Consider the following 21,085-nt stretch of genomic DNA (forward strand, 5'->3'; position numbering starts at 1 on the left):
AATGCGTGTTGTCATCGCCCCGGACAAATTCAAGGGCTCGCTGTCCGCGCCCGACGTCGCCGAGCACCTGGCAACAGGGCTGCTGGCGGGCTACGGGCACAACGGCTTTGAAGCAACACGCATTCCGGTGGCCGACGGCGGCGAAGGAACCATCGACGCCGCCATCGGCTCCGGCTTCACCCGCCGGACCACCACCGTCACCGGCCCGATCGGCGAGCCAGTGAAGGCCGACTTCGCGGTGCGGGACCAGGAAGCTGTCATCGAAATGGCGGCAGCTTCCGGTCTCGCCCTCCTCCCGGACGGCCCCACGTCGGAAACGGCCAAGACAGCAACCAGCATCGGCACGGGCGAACTCATCCGCGCCGCGCTGGACCTCGGCTGCCGCAAGATCATCCTGGGTGTCGGCGGCAGCGCTAACACCGACGCCGGCGCGGGAGTCCTGCAAGGCCTCGGCGCCGTCTTCCTGGACGAGAACGGCAACGAGCTCCCCGGCGGCGGTGCCGCCTTGGCACAGCTGAACAGCATCGACTTCTCCAACTTCGACGTCCGCGTTGAGGCCACGGAGTTCGTGTTGGCGTCCGACGTCGACAATCCCCTTTTGGGGGCCAGCGGAGCACCAGCCATCTTCGGTCCGCAGAAGGGCGCGACGCCGGACGACGTCACCGAACTGGATGCGGCACTGAGCCACTTCGTCGACGTCCTTGCAGCCACTACCGGGCAACATGCCAAGTTCGCGGCCAAGGCAGAAGGCGCAGGAGCAGCAGGCGGCGTTGGCTACATTGCCATCGCGGCGCTGAAGGCAGAGCGGCGGCCGGGCATCGACGTCGTGCTTGAATTCACTGAACTGGAAGAACGCCTGAAGGGCGCCGATCTGGTGATCACCGGAGAAGGCAGCCTGGACGAGCAAAGCCTGCTAGGCAAGACCCCCATGGGCGTCTCGCGTGCAGCGCAGCGGAACGGGGTTCCCGTGATCGCAGTCTGCGGCCGGAGTACCCTGAGCCGGGAACAACTCACGGACGCCGGCTTCCACACGGTCCATGCCCTGACCGATCTGGAAAAAGATGTCCAAAAATGTATCGCAGAAGCAGGTCCGTTGCTTGAACAATTAGGTAAGCACATAGGCGTGTACCTGGCGGAACGGACCGAAAACAAGGAGTACCTCAATGTCTGAAGCAATCGGCGCCTATGACCTCGTTATCCGGGGACAGCGCATCCTCACCACCGCAGGCATCGCAGCCCGCGAAGTTGGCATCCGCGATGGCGTCATCGTCGCGATCGAACCCCTCGGTAACGGCCTGACCGGCAACGAGGTCATCGAACTCGCAGACGACGAAACGCTCCTCCCCGGCCTGGTGGACACCCACGTCCACGTCAACGAGCCCGGCCGCACCGAGTGGGAAGGCTTCGCCTCCGCCACGCGTGCCGCAGCTGCCGGTGGCGTGACCACCATCATCGACATGCCGCTGAACAGCATCCCGCCCACCACCACCGTGGACGGCCTGGAGCAGAAGCGCGTGGTCGCCAAGGACCAGGCATTCGTGGACGTCGGATTCTGGGGCGGTGCCATCCCGGGCAACAAGGCCGACCTCCGCCCGCTGCACGACGAAGGCGTCTTCGGCTTCAAGTGCTTCCTCCTGCACTCCGGCGTGGACGAGTTCCCCCACCTCGATGCTGACGAGATGGAAGAGGACATGAAGGAACTCAAGTCCTTCGACTCCCTCATGATCGTGCACGCCGAGGACTCCCACGCGATCGACCGCGCCCCGCATCCCGGCGGCGACCACTACGAGACCTTCCTGGCATCCCGTCCCCGCGGCGCCGAGAACAAGGCAATCGCCGAGGTCATCGAACGTGCCCGCTGGACCGGCGCCCGCGCCCACATCCTGCACCTCTCCTCCTCCGACGCGCTGCCGATGATCGCTTCGGCAAAGCGCGACGGCGTCAACCTCACCGTTGAGACCTGCCCGCACTACCTGACGCTCATGGCCGAAGAAATCCCCGACGGCGCCACGGCGTACAAGTGCTGCCCGCCGATCCGTGAGGCCTCCAACCGGGAGCTCCTCTGGAAGGGCCTGCAGGACGGCACCATCGACTGCATCGTCTCGGACCACTCCCCCTCCACGCTGGATTTGAAGGACCTGGAAAACGGCGACTTCGCCGTGGCCTGGGGCGGCGTTTCCTCGCTCCAGCTGGGCCTGTCCCTGATCTGGACCGAAGCCCGCCACCGCGGCATCCCGCTGGAACAAGTTGTCTCCTGGATGGCTGAAAAGCCCGCTGCCCTGGCCCGCCTGCACAACAAGGGCCAGCTGGCCCTGGGCTACGACGCCGATTTCTCCATCTTCGCCCAGGACGAAGCCTTCGTGGTGGACGTCAGCAAGCTCAAGCACAAGAACCCGATCACACCGTACGACGGCCGTCCCCTGGCCGGCGTCGTCCGCAAGACCTACCTGCGCGGCACCCCGATCGACGGCCAGAACCCCGGCGGCAAGCTGCTCCGCCGCGGCAACGTTTAGGTCAACCGTCATGGCAGTCAATGCCTACGGGCCACCGCCGTCGCGAGGACCCGCAGCACGCGGCGTCTCGGGACGACGGGCTGGCTTGAATCCTCGGAACCTCAACGATCGCAACAGCCTGACAGCACACGGCCTGGCGCTCTGGGTCAACCCCGCCGAGGGCGACGAGATCGATCCTGAAGTCTGGGAGCGGGCAGCACGACTTGTGCTGGCCCGCGCCATGAAACTTGCCCCGGAGGCGGAAGTCCGCATCTGGCCCGCCACCGGGGCAGAGCACTCCGGCGTCGGCGACACTTCCTGGGGCGGCACTCCGCAGGAAGCCGCCGACGCCGGTACCAACGGGCGCTCTTCGAGTACGGTAACGCTCGCCGATGCCCTCGCGGACGCCCGTTCGGACGCCCGCGCTGCCGGAAATTCACCCTCCAACGGACAATTCACCAGCGCACGCGAGGGTGATTTGTCCGGAAGAGGGGGACGCACCGAAACCGGAAGAGGGGGACGCACCGAAACGGGTGACAGCACCGCCGTCGAGCCCGTAACGTTGGCGAGCCGCCGCAGCCAACTTGCGGTAGACCTCGCCGCTGAAGTAGTCCTCCTGGACGGCGAGCCTGTTGCCTTTACTGGCATGGAATACAAGCTGCTTCGCTACCTCGTGGTGAACTGCTCCCGCGCCATTGCACGTGAAGAATTGCAACGCTTCCTGGAGTCATTTGACCTCCCCGGCGCGGCATTTCGCTCGATCGACGTTTATGTTGGAAGGGTGCGGCGGAAGCTCGGCTCCGCCCGACACACCGTCGCCACCGTCCGTGGTGGCGGCTACCAGTTCGTGCCAGGCCCTTATGCCACAGTGCGCGGACCTGCGGAATACAGCATCTAAGTTCGCTGTTCTGTCCTATAGACAATCCGTTTTTTGAATGATGAATGCCGGCTGTTTGCCGGTGAAACGTAAAGGATCGCCATGACCCAGAAACTCCTCGTCGGAACGCAAGCACCTGATTTCGCGCTTCTCGACGCCGACGGCACCAAGGTCTCGCTGTCCGATTACCGCGGACGCAACGTCATTGTGTACTTCTACCCGAAGGCAGCCACCCCCGGTTGCACCACCGAAGCTTGCGATTTCCGCGACAACCTTGCCAGCCTGCAGGGCAAAGGCTACGAAGTCATCGGGATCTCCCCGGACGCCCCTGAGGCATTGTCCAAGTTCACGGGTGACTTTGCGCTGACCTTCCCGCTGCTCTCCGACGAAGACCACAAGGTTGCCCTGGCATATGGCGCCTGGGGCGAGAAGCTGGTTGACGGCGAAATCCACGAAGGCCTGGTCCGCTCCACCGTCGTGGTGGACGGCGAAGGCACCGTGAAGCTCACCCAGTACCAGGTTGCCGCCCAGGGCCACGTCCAGGCGCTCAAGGAAGAGCTGGGCGTCTAACCCTCTCTCACATCCCGCGTGCTTGAGCGAATCCCTCTCTCACATAACTGCACAAATCGTGTAACGCCCGCCCACTTTTGTGAGCGGGCGTTTCATGTGTCGTGACTAAACGTGACAAATACCCAGCAGCATTAGTTAATGGAGCCATGGTCTCTCCCACGCCCGTGCGCCACGCTGTCGTTGTCGAAGACGACGCTGACATTCGCGGACTTCTTGTTCTCGTCCTGGAGCAGCTCGACTTCGTGGTGACAGAGGCACCTGACGGTCTCTCCGGCGTCGAGGCTGTCCGCAGAACCAACGCCGAATTGGTGACGCTGGACATCAACCTTCCGGACATCGATGGCATGGAAGTCTGCCGCCGCCTCCGCGAATTCTCGGACGCATACATCCTGATGCTCACGGCCCGAGCCGATGAGATTGACCGGCTCAACGGCCTGGACACCGGTGCGGACGACTACATCAACAAACCGTTCAGCCCCAAGGAACTTCAGGCCCGTATCCGCGCCTTGTTCCGCCGGGCCCGCACGCCTGCCGCACCCGCCGAGGACCAGCGCCAAACGGACGAGCTCGCCCGCGCAGCAGTGGTGCAGCAGAGCCTCCTGCCGCGCGAAACGGTCCGCCTCAACGGCTACGACGTCGCGGGCGCCTTCCGCCCTTCGCGCAGCGTGGGCGGGGACTTCTACGACTGGTACCAGACCCGCGACGGCATGCACCTCACCTTCGCCGACGCCATGGGCAAAGGAATGGGAGCCGCCCTCATCGCAGCAACGGTCCGTGCAGTGATGCGCTCGGTAACTGACACCCCGGCCATTGACGCCGCTTTTGGCTCAGCCAGCGCCACCATCACCTCTGACTTGGACCATTCGGGGTCCTTCGTCACCATGTTCCACGCGCGGCTGGACAGCGCCAGCGGAAAACTCAGTTACATCGACGCCGGTCACGGCCTCGCACTGCACGTTCCTGCTGAGGGGGCGGCGCGGAGGTTGGTTTCCGCGGGCCCGCCTGTCGGCATCCTGGACGACCAACAGTGGCCTGCTTCGGAGCTGCAACTGGAGCCGGGCGATTCCTTGGTGATCGTCAGCGATGGAGTGTTGGACGCGCACGATTCCCTGGAGGAGTTCCAACGGAACGTGGAGAAGGTGGCGCGCACCGGGCCTACGTCGGACGACGTGTGCGCCGCCCTGCTGGAGTTGGCACCGGCGTCAACCGCTGAAGATGACGTAACTGCCGTCGTCGTACGCCGAAAACCACACGCAGAACTGTAGATAACAAAAGGGGGGATTTGTGACACGTTTCTGGACTCGGCTGATCGTTCTTCTCACAGTCATTTTGGGCGTCAACTATGTTGCGTGGCGCTGGATGGCCTCGCTGAACTGGGACGCGTGGTGGATCGCGGTCCCGCTGGTGCTTGCCGAGACGTACAGCCTGATTGACGTCATGCTGTTCGGCCTCACCGTGTGGAACATCAAATTCCGGAAACCTCCGCCCCCTGCCCCGGCCGACGCCACCGTGGACGTTTTCATCACCACCTACAACGAGCCCCTTGACCTGGTGATGACCACCGCCCTGGCCGCCAAGGACATTCGCTGGCCCCACAGCACCTGGATCCTGGACGACGGCAACCGCCCGGAGATGCGCGAACTCGCCGAGTCGAACGGGATCGGTTACGTGACGCGAACCGCCGATTGGACGCCGGACATGCCGCGGCACGCCAAGGCGGGCAACCTGAACAACGCGCTGATGCTCACCTCGGGCGAGTACCTGTTGATCCTCGACGCCGACCAGATCCCCGAGCCGGACATCCTGGACAAGACGCTGGGCTACTTCAACGACGACAAAGTGGCACTGGTCCAGACCCCGCAATACTTCATCAACGTCCCCGCCGACGATCCCCTGGGCAGCCAGGCACCCCTGTTCTACGGTCCCATCCAGCAGGGCAAGGACGGGTGGAACGCCGCGTTCTTCTGCGGCTCCAACGCGATCCTCCGCCGGGAAGCCCTCATGCAGCTGGGGTTGGTGGGCTACGTCAAAGCCACGGAGAAGAGTATCCGGCGTGCCCTCGCCGCATCACGTACCGCCATCAAGAAGGCCCGGCGGTCGCCCGAGGCGGAGAACCCGTTGGTGGAGCAGATGCTCAACGAGGTTGAGGCTGCTACGGAATCCGCCCAGAAAGAACTCGAAGCCGGGGCATCCCTCAGCGAAATCACCTACCGGGTCCGCCGCCAAGTGGATGACGCTGTGCGCACCCTCGTGGCCGCCGACTTCTCCGCACTCCAATCCGACCTCGAAGAGATCGCGGCCATGGAACTGGCCCACGTGGGCGAGTCCGGACGCGACTGGTCCCCCTTGGGTGCGCTCGAATCCGTACACGCCGTCCTTGACGCCATCTCAGTGGAACGCACCGACGAAGCCCAGCCCATCATGCCGCTGGCCACCATCTCCGTCACGGAGGACATGGCCACCGCCATGCGCCTGCACGGCCTGGGGTGGAAGAGCGTGTACCACCACGAAATCCTGGCCAACGGTCTGGCGCCCGAGGACCTCAAAACCATGCTCACCCAGCGCCTCCGTTGGGCCCAAGGCACCATGCAGGTGCTGCTCCGCGAGAATCCGCTGGTGCAACGCCGGCTCACGTGGGGCCAGAGGCTGATGTACTTCTCCACCATGTGGAGCTACCTGAGCGGATTCGCGGCTGTCGTCTACTTCGCCGCGCCCATCATCTACCTGACGCTCGGCATCCTCCCGGTGAGCAGCCTCAGCTACGACTTCTTCATCCGCTTCATCCCGTTCATGGTGGTGAACCAACTCTTGTTCCTTGTGGCCGGGCACGGCATCCCCACCTGGCGCGGGCAGCAGTACAGCCTTGCGCTGTTCCCCACCTGGATCAAGGCCTGCACGACGGCGGCGCGGAACGTTTGGTTCGGACGTCCCCTCGGGTTCGCGGTCACCCCCAAGGCCCGCCAGAGCGGTGGACCCAGTTGGAGCCTCATCCGTCCCCAGATCATTGTGGCGGTGCTGCTTGCCATAGCGCTGGTAGTTGGCCTTATCCGGCTTCTTGCCGGAATGTCCGAGCCCTTGGGCACACTGGTGAACGTGGCATGGGTTGCGTTCGACCTGGTGGTCCTGAGCGTTCTGGTCAAGGCAGTTTTGTACAAGGGTTTTGAGCCTGAAGATGTTGGGCCGGAGCGCCCCGAGGAGAGGAATGCAGATGCAGTTTAGCTACGAGGTCAAAGACTCCTACGCGGAGGTGAAGAGCGTGGGCCGGCTGAACATGGTTGCTGCCCCCAAGCTGCGCGAGGTAGTGAACGAGGTGGTGGCCGGTGGGTCCAGCCGTGTTGTGGTGAACCTGGCAGAAACCGACTTCATGGATTCCTCCGGGCTCGGCGCCCTGATCGGCTGCCTTAAAGCCGCCCGACAAGCCGGCGGGGACCTCCGGATCGCCGGCGTTCAGCCACAGGTCAAGATGGTCCTGGAACTGACCAACATGGACAGGGTACTCACGGCCTACCCTTCAGCCGAGGAGGCGTTCGGCGATGACTGAGGTCATTGCCCGCCGGGGATTCCACGGGCCGTCCAATGAGGAAGCAATCGAAGCCATCCACAACGAGCTTGATGCCCTCTGGGACGACGCCTCCTTCGTGCCGGACATGGACCGGATGACGTTCGCTACGGCCGTGATCGAGGCCGCCGCAAACATCGTGCAGCATGCGGAGCCTGTGGCGGAGAAGCCCGTAGAGATCGACGTCGACATCAGCGTCCAGCCCTCCCGGCTGATTGCCCGGGTCAGCGCCCACAACGCCCGGGAGCCCTTCGCGGATGACATGCAGGCGTCCATGCCGGATGCGGAGGCGGAGTCCGGGCGTGGGTTGGCGCTCATCGAAGCCTTGGTGACCACGGTGACCTTCGAACGCCAGGACGGCACCAACACCTGGATCCTGACCCGCAACACCTGACCCTCTCTCACATCCCACCGGTCATAACCGCACGCTCTCTCACATCCCACGGGTCATAACCGCACGCTCTCTCACATCCCACCGGCTTGAGCCGAACTGCGGACGTATGGTTTTCTGAGACAGGTTGATGGGAGATCGACTTCAGAATGACTGGTCCTAGAAGAAAATATGATGCGGCTTTCCGTGAGGAAGCTGTGCAGCTGGTGTTGTCCTCGGATCGTTCAGTGAAGCAAGTCGCTGACGAGCTCGGGGTGAAGGAGAGCACGTTGGGGAACTGGCTTCATCGGCACCGGGGAAAACATCAGGACGGTCCTGCTCTAGAGCCTGTGGACCGGGGCCCGGTGTCCTGGGATGAACACCGGAAGGCCTTGGCTGAGAACGAGAGATTGAAGGCCGAGGTCGAGTTCTTGGGAAAAGTCAGCGCCTTCTTTGCCGCGAAGCAAAAGTAGAGGACTTCTACGAGTTCATCGAAGCGGAGAAGGCCAACCATTCCGTGGCCTGGCTATGCCGGGCGTTGAAGGTTTCCAGGGCCTCGTTCTACCGATGGCGCAACCCGGCCGGGCCATCCCCGCGGGCAGTACGGCATCAGGATCTCGCCGCCGCGGTTACCGAGCTGTATAAGGAGGAGAAGGGCCGTGCCGGCCGGGACCAACTGACCCTGCTTTTGAACGAGAAGGGAGTGCGGGTCTCGGCCCCCACTGTCGGGGCGATCATGCGTGAGCACGGGCTGCGGGCCGTCCGCACCCAGGCCTGGAAGGCAACTACCGTCCAGGATCCGCAGGCCAAAACAGCCCACATCGAGAACCACATGCTCGATGCAGAGGGCAAGCGGGACTTCACCTCAACAGTGCCCGGAACCCGCCTGGTCGGTGACATCACCTACCTGCGCACGGGTGAGGGCTGGCTCTACCTGGCTACGGTGATCGATCTTTTCTCCGGCATGGTCATCGGCTGGTCCATGGCCGGGCACATGCGCGCGAGCCTGTGCACCGCGGCGCTGCAAATGGCCCGCAACCACGGCCACCTGACCGGGGCCTCGGTGGTGTTCCATTCGGACCGGGGCACCCAATACACCTCGGATGAATTCCAGAAATGGTGCGGCGATAACTCGGTGACGCAGTCCATGGGGAAAGTCGGGGTCTGCTGGGACAACGCCGTCGCGGAGAACTTCTTCTCCCACCTCAAAACCGAGTTCTACCACCACCAACGCTACGGCTCCCGACTCGCCGCCCGAACCGGTGTCATGGAATACATCGAGGGCTGGTACAACCGCCGCCGGCCCAACCGCCGAGCCGGCGGCATACCACCAGCCAAAGCCCACACCAACTACCAAACCCGCGCCCAGCAACCCCTGGCCGCCTAACCAAAAACAACAACGAGACCTGTCTCAAAAACTTGACGACCGCAAACCCTCTCTCACATCCCACCCGCTTGAGCCGAACATTGAAGGGCAACGGGTTGTTCTACCCATAGCCAAGCGCAACGCAGCGTGACAGCATTCGGTGAGATCCGCCGTCGAGCACTTATTGAAACCGGGGAAGAAATGAACCGCCGCATTCACTGCAAACCTTGGGCGCTGGTTGCTGCCCTGGCGGTGGTGACCGTTACTGCTGGCTGCAGCAACACCCCTAACGACCCAAAACGGGAACCCAGCAACGCTCCGGCCGTATCTGTGGAGCCCGCGCCCGTGGCCGAAAGCGCCGCCAGGTACAACGCACTGACCGCTGACCTCATTGCAGCCTTGGAAGCGAAGATGCCGGCCATCACCTGGACCGTGGATGATCCGGCAAGGATGAGCCGCACCCAAGACGGCAGGTGCATGCTCTCGCCGCGGAGCATGAAAAGCAGCGCAGACATCGTGGAGCCCTCCAAAAACTTTAAGGACGTCTTCGCCGCGGCCGATCCCGTCCTGGAAAAGCACGGATTCCCTGCCTTCGACGGCACAGATCCAGTCCCGGGCGGCTGGGTGGTCACGCGCAGCACGAATGGCTCCGGGGCCACGGTGACCATCGAATCCAAGAGCCCGGCGTACCTGCGAATATCGGTTCCGGTTCAGTCCGAGAACTGCGATTCCAACGAAATTCCTCAGGGGGACAGATAAATGGCGGGATTCTACGGTGCTGATATTGCCCAATTGCGGGCACTCGCCAAAACGATGTCGAGGCAGTCCGAACGGATGACCTCGCTGTCCATGGAACTGGGCAACCTCATCAACAACGCTCCGTGGGACGGCCGTGACGCCGTGATGTTCCGCGCCTCGTGGGACTCCCAGCACCGTCCCATGCTGAAGAAGATCTCCAGCGAACTGCAGAACCAAGCCAACGAGCTGATCCGCAATGCGGACGAGCAGGACAAGTCCAGCTCGGGTTCCTCGGGCTCCGATCGTTCCGGGCGGGGAGATTCGAACCCTCCCGGCGACCCGGGTCCGCTGGACCCGGACAAACCCGACGTCGATGTGCCCGGCGATGTGCGCAATGACCCTGATGCGGGGGACCCCAGCGATATCAATCAAGGACAGATTGGCGACTGCTGGCTGTTGGCAGGAATCGGTTCGGTGGCCCAGGTGCTGGAGCGCGAAGGCAAACTCGACGAATTCCTCGAAGAACACATGCGTCCAGTGGGCGACCCGCCCACACACTGGGTGGTCACCCTCTACGAGGACGGCGAACCCGTGGAGGTCACTGTGGAGGCCAAGTCGGTTGACGGCGGAGTCCGCGGCGCCGACGGCGAACCCAACTGGCTCTCCATCTACGAACGCGCGGCAGCCGAGCACCGCGGCGGGTCCTATGACGACATCGACGGCGGCTTCAGCAACGAAGCCATGGAGCTGATGACCGGGCAGTCCGCTGACAAGGATGGCGAACTGAACTTTGATGCCATTGAGGACAAACTCTCGGACGGCCAGGCCATTTCCGTGGGCACCGAGGACGTCAAGGACGACGACTTCGACTGGGTCTGGGAGTCCGACGAAGTCAACCGAACCGACGTCGTGCCCAACCATGCGTACGTTGTGGTTGATGTGAAAACCAACGACGACGGCGAAAAAGTGATCGTCTTGGCCAACCCGTGGGGACCCTCCGGCGGTTACATGGAAGGCGACGACGACCTCAAGTCCGGCACCCTGGAACTGACCGAGGATGAGTACAAGGAAAACTTTGACTCCGTGTACTCCGTGGACGTGAAGTAAGGATGGCCGTGGAACAGCTGGTAACAGTCAAGCAAGGCATGCAGCCCACCTTCGACGGCGTCAAAGTGGGAGTAGTCAAGATCGGGGTAGCTGACGGTGCTCCTGCTATCCAGTTTTGGATCCGGACCGCCGAACAGCAGCGCAAGCAGGCCTTCCGGGAGGGCCAGTCGATCACCCTCCCGGGCGCTGGCCTCCTGACGGTCACGTCGATCCAACCCGCGGAAGGCAGCACCGCCGCATCGGCGACCTTAACGTACGACGCCGGTAACGTCACCGATTGAGCGTCGGCGCCGGACGGGGTGAGAGAGCGATCCGGTTAAACGCCCGGAACGTGAGAGAGCGATCCGGTTAAACGGCCGGGATGTGAGAGAGGATCAGGCTTTGGCGAGGGCCTCTTTCAGCGCGCCCAGCACCAGGGTTACGGAAGCGGGGTTGGCGTTGGGGCCCATCATCCCGATGCGCCACACAGTGTCCGCGAACTCCCCCACACCCGAGCCGATTTCCATACTGAAGTTCTCTAAAAGGTATGCGCGGACGGCAGCCGAGTTGACGCCGTCGGGCACTTTCACGGTGGTGAGGCTCGGCAACCGGGCACCTTCGGCGGCGAACAGCTCCAAGCCCATGTCCTGCAGGCCATCCTGCAACGCAGCGCCAGCAGCGCGGTGCCGGGCCTGCACAACGTCCAGCCCTTCGGCGAGGATGCGGTCCAAGGCAGCTTCGAGGCCGGCGATCATGGTGACAGGTGCGGTGTGGTGGTAGGTCCGGGCGCCACTGGCCGCGCCCACGTACCCGCCGAGCAGTCCGATATCGAGGTACCAGGACCGTGGGTCCTTGATGCGACGCTCGAAGGCCTGGTCAGAAACAGTGAAGGGCGAGAGTCCCGGCGGCACGCCCAGGCATTTCTGCGTTCCGGCGTATCCGACGTCGATCCCCCAGTGGTCTGCCTGGAGTTCCAATCCGCCGATGGAGGTGACAGCGTCCGTTATCAGCAGCGCGTCACCCTTGCCTGCGCCGAGCGCGGCTATGTTGGAGAGCACCCCCACCGACGTCTCGGCATGGACGGCAGCGATCACCTTTGGATTAGGGTGCGCTGCGAGTACCCGCTCGGCATCCACGGGCTGGCCCCATTCGTGATCAACCCGGACCACTGTGGCTCCACAGCGTCGCGCAACTTCGCACATCCGCACCCCAAAAAGTCCGTTGACGGCGATCACTGCCACGTCGCCGTCGGACACTGTGTTCACGAAGGCCGCTTCCATGCCGCCGGAACCGGTGGCGCTCAACGGCAGGGTCCGTGCGTTGGCCGTACCCCAGACGGTGCGGAGGCCCTCGCAGGTGCGGTCCAGCCGCTCGATGAACACGGGATCGAGGTGGCCCAGCACGGGGTAGGCCAGGGCGGCCATGGCTTCGGGGTAGCAATTGCTCGGGCCGGGACCAAACAGGAACCTGGACGTCAGAATCTCGGGCATGTGCGAACTCCTTCAGCTGCTTGAGGTCATTCTGCCCCACCCAACGTTGCGGGGCCCGCTCTGCACGCTAAAACGCCCCCATAGCGCGCAGAGTGGGCCTCGCAACGTTCTGGGAGAGGGCTATAACCGATCCTCCAAGGCCTAACTGCTAAGGTTACTCACCAATACTGAGGCCGCCACGGATAGGGGACGAGAGTGACGACTGAAGGAAAAACCGAAGGCAACGGGGCGCCCGAGCAAGGCGTCACGGGCGAAGTCAGCCAGGACCGGTTCGTCGCCGGCCAGGACCTGACGCGCTGGAAATCCCCTGCTGGACGGATACTGGCCGGAGGCGCTGAGAAGGTCACCTCCCTACTGGGCCCCTACGCAGCGCTGATCATCACCCTTGTTGCTGGACTTGCCGTTGCCTTGTCCCTGGCATTGGTGTTTGGTGAGGTCTATGAGTCCGTGACGGAGGCGGACGGCGTCGCCGGGCTGGATGATCCCGTGCTGGCAGCAGCCAAGAGCGTGCGCTCCCCCGCCTTGGACGTGGCTGCCACGGCATATACGAACATTGGCGGAACGGTAGGCATGCCCCTCATCGCCGTGGGCATCATGATATTCCTCGCCACCAAACGGAGGTCGTGGACTCCTGTGATCCTGATGCTCGCAGCGGGGCTGGGTTCTCTGGTCATCACCCTCCTGGGCAAGCCCATCTTCGGCCGCAGCCGCCCGGACATCGCCGACGCAATTCCACCCTACGAACACTCGGCATCATTCCCCAGCGGCCATTCGCTCAACTCGATTGTGATTGCCGGAATCGTGGCTTACTTGATCATCCTGAGGCTCAAGACCACCAAAGCGAGGGTTATCACCGTGCTGGTCGCGTCGGTGTTCGCCTTCACCATGGGCCTGAGTCGGGTTTACCTTGGCCACCACTGGCTGACGGATGTCTTGGCGGCGTGGGCTATTGGCATCGCTTGGCTGGCGTTGGTCATCACGGCGCATCGCCTCTACCTCACGGCGCGAACGCGCCGTCACAGCGCGGTAGCCTCTTGACACCGACCCGCCAACTCGGCTTAACTGAATTACGTATGCTGAAATAACAGTTCCATGATGCGGAAGCTTGAAGCCCGGGCTTCCTCCTGCACCAGCAGGGGTTCCGCATAGCCCACACCATGGATGCCAGCATTTTGCATGAGGATGACACAAGCATGGAGCTTGCAGTATTCAACAGTGTTGACCGGGACCAGGCCATCAGGACCCTCACCCCCTGCCTGGATATCAGCCGTTGGGTGGAGACCATCGTGGACGCGCGCCCCTACGCCAGCGTCGACGAACTGCTGGGGCAGGCCCAGCGTGCCGCCGAGCCATTCACAGCGGCCGAGGTGGAGTCCGCCATGGCGCACCACCCCAGGATTGGCGAACGCCCCAAAGCCCAGACCACCGAGGCGGCCATGTCGCGTTCGGAGCAGGCAGGAGTTGATCCCGGCGACAATCACACAACAGCCGCACTCGCCGAGGGCAACCGGGCGTACGAGGAGAAGTTCGGCAGGGTCTTCCTGATTCGTGCTGCCGGTCGCAGCGCCGAGGAAATCCTCAGCACCCTGCAGGAGCGCATCACCCACACCCCTGAAGAAGAAGACACGATCGTGGCTGGCCAGTTGCGGGAGATCGCACTGCTGCGCCTCTCCGGACTGATCAGCGAAGGAGCCAACGCATGAGCGTTTCACAAGTAACAACCCATATTCTCGACACCGGTTCCGGACGCCCGGCGGCGGGTGTCGCCGTCGTACTCTACGTCCGCGAAGGTGACGACTGGACCCTGGTGGCGAAGGGCGAAACCGACGCCGACGGCCGCATCAAAACGCTCGGCCCGGAACGGATTCCGGGCGGCGCCTACCGCCTGAACTTCGCCACGGGTGCTTACTACGAAGGCCTGGGCACGGAAACATTCTTCCCGGAAGTGGACTTGAACTTCACAGTCTCCGACGCCGGCGAGCACTACCACGTGCCCCTGCTGCTGAGCCCGTTCGCGTTCTCGACGTACCGCGGCAGCTAACCCCGGAAGTTTGTGTACAGATAATGCCCCTAAGGAGTCTCCTTAGGGGCATTATCTGTACCCAAACGCGGAACGGTACGCTTGAAGGCATGGCTTCAGAGGACACCACCCCCAACTCCGCCCGACGCGAGATCACGGTTCGCCGGGCACCCAAGTTTGTACCCTTCATGATTTTGGGGGCCGTGGTTGGTGCGATCGTGGCCGCAATTATCGCCTATGGCCGCCAGGCCGATCCCGCTTTCGACGCCGGCACAGTGTTCGGCTTCTTCCTGATCGTCTGCGCGGGCGGCGGCGTCATCCTGTTCTCGATTCTCGCCTTGATCCTGGACCGCATCAGCGTCAAGCGCACCCAGCGCGCCGTGGTTGAGCCCGTTCCGGACTCGGTTCCGGATGAAGGGCCAGAGCACGACGACGGCCGCTGAGTCAGGCGCTTGACCCGCCCCTTCGGAGGCTCGTCGGATGTGAGACACACCGCATTTTCTTGGGAACACGCCAGTTCGCGGGGTCACATAGCCCGCGGGGGAACGTACCACGCCTACATCATGAGACAATCGACCAGTGGCACGTGGCGACGGAAAACTTTCTCATGATCTTCTCCCCGGCGAAAAAGGCCCTCAGGACGCTTGTGGCGTCTTTGGGGTTTGGGCTCCCGGTGAAGAAGTAGCAAAACTCACCTATTACGGGCTGTATGCGCTGCAGCACCGCGGACAAGAATCGGCTGGTATTGCTACCAGTGACGGCAAGCGCATTAATGTCTATAAGGACATGGGCCTTGTGTCCCAGGTCTTCGATGAGACAACCCTGAACACCCTGACCGGGCACCTGGCCGTTGGCCACTGCCGGTACTCCACCACCGGTGCAAGCCACTGGGCCAATGCGCAGCCCACCCTGGGCGCTACCGCAACAGGCACTGTTGCCCTGGCCCACAACGGCAACCTGACCAACACCGCTGAACTCCGGGAAATGATCCTGGAGCGCAACGACGGCCAGCTGACTGGTGAAATGAAGCAGGGCAACACCTCGGACACCGCACTGGTGACCGCTCTCCTTGAGGGCGAAGAGGGAAAGACCCTGGAGCAGACTGCCCTGGAGCTGCTGCCCAAGATCAAAGGTGGCTTCTGCTTCGTCTTCATGGATGAGGGAACCCTCTACGCAGCCCGCGATACATACGGCATCCGCCCGCTGTGTCTGGGCCGCCTGGAGCGCGGCTGGGTTGTCGCCTCTGAGCAAGCCGGCTTGGCTACTGTTGGCGCCAGCTTCATCCGTGAGATCGAGCCCGGCGAATTCATTGCCATCGATGAGGACGGCGTCCGCTCGCAGCGCTTCGCCGAGGCAACTCCCGCCGGCTGTGTCTTCGAGTACGTTTACCTCGCCCGCCCGGATGCTGCCATTGCCGGCCGCTCCGTGTACGAGGCCCGTGTTGAGATGGGCCGCCAGTTGGCCCGCGAAAACACGCATGAGGCAGACCTCGTCATTCCGGTTCCCGAGTCCGGCACCCCCGCGGCTGTTGGTTACGCTGAGCAGTCCGGCATCCCGTTCGCGCACGGCTTCGTCAAGAACGCGTACGTGGGCCGCACCTTCATCCAGCCCTCGCAGACGCTGCGCCAGCTGGGTATCCGGCTCAAGCTCAACGCCTTGGAATCCGTGATCCGTGGCAAGCGCATTGTTGTAGTTGATGACTCGATCGTCCGCGGCAACACGCAGCGTGCCATTGTTCGGATGCTCCGCGAAGCCGGTGCCGCAGCAGTGCACGTCAAGATTTCCTCACCCCCGGTTCAGTGGCCTTGCTTCTACGGCATCGACTTCGCGTCCCGCGCGGAACTCATCGCCAACGGCGCCACCATCGAGGAGATCTCCCAGGCTATCGGCGCTGACTCGCTGGCCTACATCTCCGAGGACGGCATGATCGGCGCTACCCAGCAGCCGCGCGAGCGCCTCTGCACGGCCTGTTTCACCGGCAAATACCCCATCGAGCTGCCGCACGCGGACAAGTTGGGCAAGAACCTGCTGGAGCGCACCGATCTTGGTGGCCTGGAACCGGCCGCCCAGACCGAGTCCGTGGACGATACCGAGGACCCTGCCGACAAGCCGGGTGCCACGGGTTGCGATCCCGGACCTGACGCTGAATTCGAAAACCTGCTTACCGACGCTGATCGTTTGACCGACGCCGACAAGAAAGAGTCTGTATGAGCTCCGCAACACCCGCCGCTGAGAACAACTCCGGTATCACCTACGCCTCCGCGGGTGTCGACGTCGAAGCGGGAGACCGCGCCGTCGAACTCATGAAGGGCGCCATCAAGGCGACCCACAACACCTCGGTGATTGGCGGCGTCGGCGGTTTCGCTGGCCTGTACGACGTCTCAAAGCTGCTGACCTACAAGAAGCCGCTGCTGGCAACCTCCACGGACGGTGTTGGCACCAAGGTGGCCATTGCCCAGGCCATGGACATCCACGACACCATCGGTTTCGACCTGGTGGGCATGGTGGTGGACGACATCGTGGTGGTGGGTGCTGAGCCGCTCTACATGACCGACTACATCGCCTGCGGCAAGGTTGTCCCGGAGCGCATCGCTGACATTGTGCGCGGTATCGCAGCGGCGTGCTCCGTTGCCGGCACCGCACTGGTTGGCGGCGAAACCGCCGAGCACCCCGGCCTTCTGGGCGAGCACGAATACGATGTGGCAGGTGCCGCCACCGGCATCGTCGAGGCCGACGCCCTGCTGGGCCCGGACCGCGTCCGCGCCGGCGACGTGGTGATCGGCATGGCCTCCTCCGGACTGCACTCCAACGGTTACTCCCTGGTCCGCCGCGTCATCAACCACGCCGGTTGGGCCCTGGACCGCCAGGTGTCCGAACTCGGACGCACCTTGGGCGAAGAACTCCTGGAGCCCACCCGCGTTTACGCAGCCGACTGCCTGGACCTGGCCCGCGCCTTCCCGGTGCACTCGGCCAACGCCGTTCACGGCTTCAGCCACGTCACCGGCGGCGGCCTGGCAGCCAACCTCGCACGCGTCCTCCCGCAGGGCCTGGTGGCCACGGTTGACCGCAACACCTGGGAACTGCCCGCCATCTTCAAACTGGTTTCCGAGCTGGGCAACGTTCCGCTGGCCGACCTGGAGCGCACGCTGAACCTTGGCGTGGGCATGGTTGCCATTGTTTCGGCCGAAGCAGCAGACGCCGCAGTGGCCCGCCTCAACGACCGCGGCCTGCCGTCCTGGGTGATGGGCACCGTTTCCGCGGACTCTGACTCGATCGACAAGACCGATCCGGACTACGTCCAGGGTGCCAAGGGCGTCGACGGCGGCGCTGTCCGTTTGGTGAACGCCTACGCCTAAGCGCGTTATGGCTTTGTAAAGAGAGCGGCCGGGCAGTGCCCGGCCGCTCTTTTGCTCTTCCTAGACCTGAATCAGGCTCAGTACCCCGCCTTGCGGATCCCGGATGGTAGCGAGGGAGCCCGTCTCAGGCTTGTCTTCCGGCTCCACCAGAAGCTCTCCCCCGGCTTCCACGGCCGCCTCAGCTGCTGCGCGCAGATCCGCTACGCCAAAGTAAATCTGCCAGCCGGCGTCATCGCCCTCATCGGCAGGAACAACGCCGGCCACTTCGTCACCGTTGACCATCAACGTGCTGTAGCTGCCGCCGTCGTCCTGGGGATATTCAGTGACTTCGTGCTTGAAAAGCTGCTGGAAAAACGCGACGGCGGCCTGCGGCTCAGGCGTCAATAGTTCAGCCCACGCCAACGCCCCTGGCTCGTTGAACAAATGACTACCTGTGTGGGTTCCGGCTTGCCAGATCCCGGTGGTCCCACCGCCCGGAGGTTCAATGAACGCCAGGACTCCCGTGTCCGCAACGGGCTCGGGACCGAACTGAAGCGTCCCGCCCGCATGGACCGCGTCCTCGGCAATTTCCTCGGTGTCAGTGGCCGAGATATAGATGTTCCACTGGCCATGCGTGCCAGCGGCCTCCTGCCTCGGATTTTGCGGCGCAATGACGGCCACCAGCTGATCCTTGACGAACGCCTGCGCATAGCTGCGGCCGTCCGGGGTGGGCAGGTCCTTGAAGGTCCAGCCGAACACCTGCCCGTAGAAGGTCTTGGCTGCCGCGACGTCCCTCGTCTGAAGGTCGGCCCAGCACGGCTCACCACTGGCGTAATGCTTGCGGGAGCTCATGCCGTCAAACCTGTCATGATGCTGAACGCTGCGCCCGCAGGGTCCATGAGAACTGCCATTCGTCCAACTCCCGCTACGTCAAAGGCCGGGGCGATCACGTGGCTCCCCAACTCAACGGCCTGCTCCACCGTGGAGTCAATATCCACCACGTTGAAGTACGTCATCCAGAACGGTGACAGCCCCTCAATGGGCAGCTTGAGCGCACCGGCAATACGTCTCCCGTTCACCAGCAGGCTGGTGTACTCCTGCAGGTCTCCGGCTGGCCCGGTTTCGCTGCTGCACCCAGTCACAGCTTCATAGAAGGCTACGGCTTTGGGGACATCATTTGTCTGCAGTTCATTCCAAATCATGGCTCCCGGCTCGTTGACCAGACCCGACCCGGGATGGCTGCCCGCCTCCCAGAAACCGATCTGGGCACCGGTGGGATCTGTGGCGAAGAACATACGGCCGCTGCCGTTAGGAACCGAATCCGGAGGAGAAAGAAGGGTGCCGCCAGCTGCCTCTACTCTCCGGGCTGCCTCGTCCGCGGAATCAACAGCAAGGTAATTTGCCCAATATGAGGGCATTCCCTCTGGAGCATCAGGCTGCTGCTGCATCATTCCGGCGACGTAGCGATTTTGGAGTTTGGCCATGTAATAGGTCATGCCATTTCCGGCATCCATGGCGTCCAACTCCCAGCCGAAGAGGTCCCCGTAAAACGCCTTGGAGACATCAATATCGGTGGAGGACAGGTCCACCCAACACGGTGTTCCCTGCTGATAACTCTGGACCTCCGGCATGGATTACCCTTTCAACGCGCCCGGACTCCAGCCTACGCAAAAAAGGACCCTCAGGGTACGCCTATGATCGGCGTGGCCTGAGGGCCCTTTTTAAAAGAAATACGGCATTCGAAAATGCGCGATGACCGTAATGTACGACGGCGGTCCGCAACTCAGCGCCAAAGGCACCTGTTGGTTGCGACAGCTATCCGATCCGGCGGGTGTCAACCTCGTCGTCGTCATCTTCCGCGTACTTATCCTCGTAGGCCGAGTAGTCCGGCTCCGGGGGATCGTCGGGGAAGTGGCTCTTTACACGACTGGACGGACCCGTGAGCTCCCGCTCAAGTGCCGAATAGTCAGTGTTCGGGGAGTAGTACTTAATATCCCGAGCCTGCTTGGTAGCTTTTGCCTTTTGACGGCCGCGCCCCATGGCGTGACCCCCTTTTGTACTTGGACCGGAGGTGGTCACCTTGGCTATCGGTGAGGCCCCGGAATGTTTGGTCAATTTGTCGTATGTCTAGATTACATGCTTTCGAGGGTGCCTGCGCGCCACCGGGAGCCCGCGCCCGGGCCGACTACAGTCGAAACCACGCCGATGCACCTCCAAGAGAGGCGAAAATTGGGTAGAGTCGGCCTCAATGCGGCTCCACAGCAGGAAGGCACACCCCGGAATATGAGCCAGGACAACACTTCACCCCGCGATGGTTCACCACGCGATCAAGGCGAGGATGGAGTACCTTCCGCGCCCCAAACGCCGCCGTCACCAGGCCAACAACCGCCAGCAGCTCCTTGGGCGCCGCCGTCAGGCCTTCAACCGGATCCCGCCCCTGAGCTTGACCCGGATTTTGTGCCCAACCCGGCAGAGCAGCCCGACCCCGCGCTGCCACCCGCGGGTGCAGACTCAGGCAAAGACGGCGCCGCACCCATTTACGCGGGCTCACAGCCTTACCAGGGCCAGCAGCCGGGCTCACAGGCTTACCAGGGCCAGCAGCCGTACACCAGCGAGCAACCTTATCCAGGCCAGCAATGGCCGGCCCCGGATGGGCAGCCGGAACCTCACGGAGACCCCATCAAGCGCCAACGTTTGGTGATCGGCGGGATCGTCGTGGGCGTTCTCATACTTATTGGTGTTGTCATCTGGGTTTTGCTCAACCTGCTGGGGACGCGCCCTGAAGCGGCCGTGTCTACGCCCAGCCCAGCCCCCACAGCCGGGCCGCTCCCCCGCGACGCAGAGGCCAAGGACTTCCAAGTGGGCGACTGCTTCTCAGACTTTGATGCCAACTCTTCAAAAGCCAGAACCGTTGCCTGCGACACGGAGCACTCCGCCCAACTGGGTGCCGTCTTTAGCTACGCGGCTGATGAGTCCTTCCCGGGAACCAACGCCCTGAGGGACAAAGGACGCGAGGTTTGCAAGGACGTGAAGCTCAACGAGGCGGCCGACAACTACGTACTGCTCCAGCAGAACGTCTACCCGAGCACCACTAGTTGGGATCGGGGCGACCGCCGCGTTGATTGCTTCATCGTGGTGGATTCAGGCAACACCATCAAGGAGGATCTCCTCAAGAAGTAGCC

23 protein-coding genes are annotated in these 21,085 nt (G+C 63.1%); 19 read left to right on the plus strand and 4 right to left on the minus strand.

What is annotated here, in order from left to right; genetic code table 11:
• The first annotated feature begins 1 nt into the window (after position 1).
• The 12 genes from ACZ5J0_RS16575 (at position 2) to ACZ5J0_RS16630 (ending at position 11,360) form a co-directional block, all read left to right on the plus strand.
• On the plus strand, positions 2-1,171 hold the full coding sequence (locus tag ACZ5J0_RS16575) for a glycerate kinase (RefSeq protein WP_464093591.1): 1,170 nt from the start codon (positions 2-4) through the stop codon (positions 1,169-1,171).
• On the plus strand, positions 1,164-2,513 hold the full coding sequence (allB, locus tag ACZ5J0_RS16580; RefSeq protein WP_464093592.1) for an allantoinase AllB: 1,350 nt from the start codon (positions 1,164-1,166) through the stop codon (positions 2,511-2,513). The genes ACZ5J0_RS16575 and allB overlap by 8 nt, the downstream gene beginning before the upstream one ends.
• Before the next feature lie 10 nt (positions 2,514-2,523).
• Positions 2,524-3,390: a winged helix-turn-helix domain-containing protein gene (locus ACZ5J0_RS16585; RefSeq protein ID WP_464093593.1), complete on the plus strand. Its 867-nt coding sequence runs from the start codon at positions 2,524-2,526 to the stop codon at positions 3,388-3,390.
• Positions 3,391-3,471: 81 nt separating this feature from the next.
• Positions 3,472-3,939, plus strand: a complete 468-nt coding sequence (gene bcp / locus ACZ5J0_RS16590; protein WP_142937903.1) for a thioredoxin-dependent thiol peroxidase — start codon at positions 3,472-3,474, stop codon at positions 3,937-3,939.
• Between the two features lie 146 nt (positions 3,940-4,085).
• Positions 4,086-5,204, plus strand: coding sequence for a PP2C family protein-serine/threonine phosphatase (locus ACZ5J0_RS16595; protein WP_464093594.1), 1,119 nt, complete (start codon positions 4,086-4,088; stop codon positions 5,202-5,204).
• Between the two features lie 19 nt (positions 5,205-5,223).
• Positions 5,224-7,158 (plus strand): glycosyltransferase family 2 protein, encoded by a 1,935-nt coding sequence (locus ACZ5J0_RS16600; RefSeq protein ID WP_464093595.1) that lies wholly within the window; start codon positions 5,224-5,226, stop codon positions 7,156-7,158.
• Positions 7,148-7,480 carry an STAS domain-containing protein gene (locus tag ACZ5J0_RS16605; protein ID WP_142938005.1) on the plus strand — a complete coding sequence of 111 codons (333 nt, stop codon included), beginning with the start codon at positions 7,148-7,150 and terminating at the stop codon, positions 7,478-7,480. The genes ACZ5J0_RS16600 and ACZ5J0_RS16605 overlap by 11 nt, the downstream gene beginning before the upstream one ends.
• Positions 7,473-7,892, plus strand: coding sequence for an ATP-binding protein (locus ACZ5J0_RS16610; protein ID WP_142937900.1), 420 nt, complete (start codon positions 7,473-7,475; stop codon positions 7,890-7,892). Before ACZ5J0_RS16605 ends, ACZ5J0_RS16610 begins: the two co-directional genes overlap by 8 nt.
• A gap of 146 nt (positions 7,893-8,038) precedes the next feature.
• Positions 8,039-9,255, plus strand: a protein-coding gene (locus tag ACZ5J0_RS16615; RefSeq protein ID WP_464093596.1) for an IS3 family transposase whose coding sequence is annotated in 2 segments (ribosomal slippage) — positions 8,039-8,303 and positions 8,303-9,255 — 1,218 coding nt in all. Because the reading frame shifts where the segments join, the coding sequence is not laid out codon by codon here.
• Between the two features lie 126 nt (positions 9,256-9,381).
• Positions 9,382-9,993 (plus strand): hypothetical protein, encoded by a 612-nt coding sequence (locus tag ACZ5J0_RS16620; protein WP_464097205.1) that lies wholly within the window; start codon positions 9,382-9,384, stop codon positions 9,991-9,993.
• On the plus strand, positions 9,994-11,079 hold the full coding sequence (locus tag ACZ5J0_RS16625) for a C2 family cysteine protease (protein ID WP_464093598.1): 1,086 nt from the start codon (positions 9,994-9,996) through the stop codon (positions 11,077-11,079).
• 8 nt (positions 11,080-11,087) lie between these two features.
• Positions 11,088-11,360 (plus strand): hypothetical protein, encoded by a 273-nt coding sequence (locus ACZ5J0_RS16630; protein ID WP_223940969.1) that lies wholly within the window; start codon positions 11,088-11,090, stop codon positions 11,358-11,360.
• Between the two features lie 93 nt (positions 11,361-11,453).
• Here ACZ5J0_RS16630 and ACZ5J0_RS16635 read toward each other — a convergent pair whose 3' ends face one another.
• Positions 11,454-12,548 (minus strand): pyridoxal-phosphate-dependent aminotransferase family protein, encoded by a 1,095-nt coding sequence (locus tag ACZ5J0_RS16635; protein ID WP_464093599.1) that lies wholly within the window; start codon positions 12,546-12,548, stop codon positions 11,454-11,456.
• Between the two features lie 195 nt (positions 12,549-12,743).
• Here ACZ5J0_RS16635 and ACZ5J0_RS16640 point away from each other — a divergent pair, with 195 nt between their 5' ends.
• The 6 genes from ACZ5J0_RS16640 (at position 12,744) to purM (ending at position 17,924) form a co-directional block, all read left to right on the plus strand.
• Positions 12,744-13,586: a phosphatase PAP2 family protein gene (locus ACZ5J0_RS16640; RefSeq protein ID WP_223940971.1), complete on the plus strand. Its 843-nt coding sequence runs from the start codon at positions 12,744-12,746 to the stop codon at positions 13,584-13,586.
• A 155-nt stretch (positions 13,587-13,741) separates the two neighbouring features.
• Complete coding sequence (uraD, locus tag ACZ5J0_RS16645; protein ID WP_250820274.1) at positions 13,742-14,251, plus strand: 2-oxo-4-hydroxy-4-carboxy-5-ureidoimidazoline decarboxylase; 510 nt, start codon at positions 13,742-13,744, stop codon at positions 14,249-14,251.
• A complete protein-coding gene (uraH, locus tag ACZ5J0_RS16650) occupies positions 14,248-14,589 on the plus strand; it encodes a hydroxyisourate hydrolase (protein ID WP_017199951.1) in 342 nt (113 codons plus the stop codon). The genes uraD and uraH overlap by 4 nt, the downstream gene beginning before the upstream one ends.
• A gap of 89 nt (positions 14,590-14,678) precedes the next feature.
• Positions 14,679-15,011, plus strand: a complete 333-nt coding sequence (locus ACZ5J0_RS16655) for a hypothetical protein (protein WP_142937893.1) — start codon at positions 14,679-14,681, stop codon at positions 15,009-15,011.
• A 136-nt stretch (positions 15,012-15,147) separates the two neighbouring features.
• Positions 15,148-16,779 (plus strand): amidophosphoribosyltransferase, encoded by a 1,632-nt coding sequence (gene purF, locus ACZ5J0_RS16660; protein ID WP_142937892.1) that lies wholly within the window; start codon positions 15,148-15,150, stop codon positions 16,777-16,779.
• Positions 16,776-17,924, plus strand: coding sequence for a phosphoribosylformylglycinamidine cyclo-ligase (purM, locus tag ACZ5J0_RS16665; RefSeq protein WP_464093600.1), 1,149 nt, complete (start codon positions 16,776-16,778; stop codon positions 17,922-17,924). Before purF ends, purM begins: the two co-directional genes overlap by 4 nt.
• A 60-nt stretch (positions 17,925-17,984) precedes the next feature.
• Here the strand turns inward: purM and ACZ5J0_RS16670 are convergent, their stop codons facing one another.
• The 3 genes from ACZ5J0_RS16670 to ACZ5J0_RS16680 form a co-directional block, all read right to left on the minus strand.
• Positions 17,985-18,755: a VOC family protein gene (locus tag ACZ5J0_RS16670; protein WP_464093601.1), complete on the minus strand. Its 771-nt coding sequence runs from the start codon at positions 18,753-18,755 to the stop codon at positions 17,985-17,987.
• Positions 18,752-19,534 (minus strand): VOC family protein, encoded by a 783-nt coding sequence (locus tag ACZ5J0_RS16675; RefSeq protein WP_464093602.1) that lies wholly within the window; start codon positions 19,532-19,534, stop codon positions 18,752-18,754. Before ACZ5J0_RS16675 ends, ACZ5J0_RS16670 begins: the two co-directional genes overlap by 4 nt.
• A 184-nt stretch (positions 19,535-19,718) precedes the next feature.
• On the minus strand, positions 19,719-19,943 hold the full coding sequence (locus ACZ5J0_RS16680) for a DUF3073 domain-containing protein (protein WP_011776148.1): 225 nt from the start codon (positions 19,941-19,943) through the stop codon (positions 19,719-19,721).
• A gap of 243 nt (positions 19,944-20,186) precedes the next feature.
• On the opposite strand from ACZ5J0_RS16680, the gene ACZ5J0_RS16685 reads away from it, so the two are divergent.
• Positions 20,187-21,083, plus strand: coding sequence for a septum formation family protein (locus ACZ5J0_RS16685; RefSeq protein ID WP_464093603.1), 897 nt, complete (start codon positions 20,187-20,189; stop codon positions 21,081-21,083).
• Positions 21,084-21,085 lie beyond the last annotated feature (2 nt).

The organism is Arthrobacter sp. DualSoilB13, from assembly GCF_055389195.1.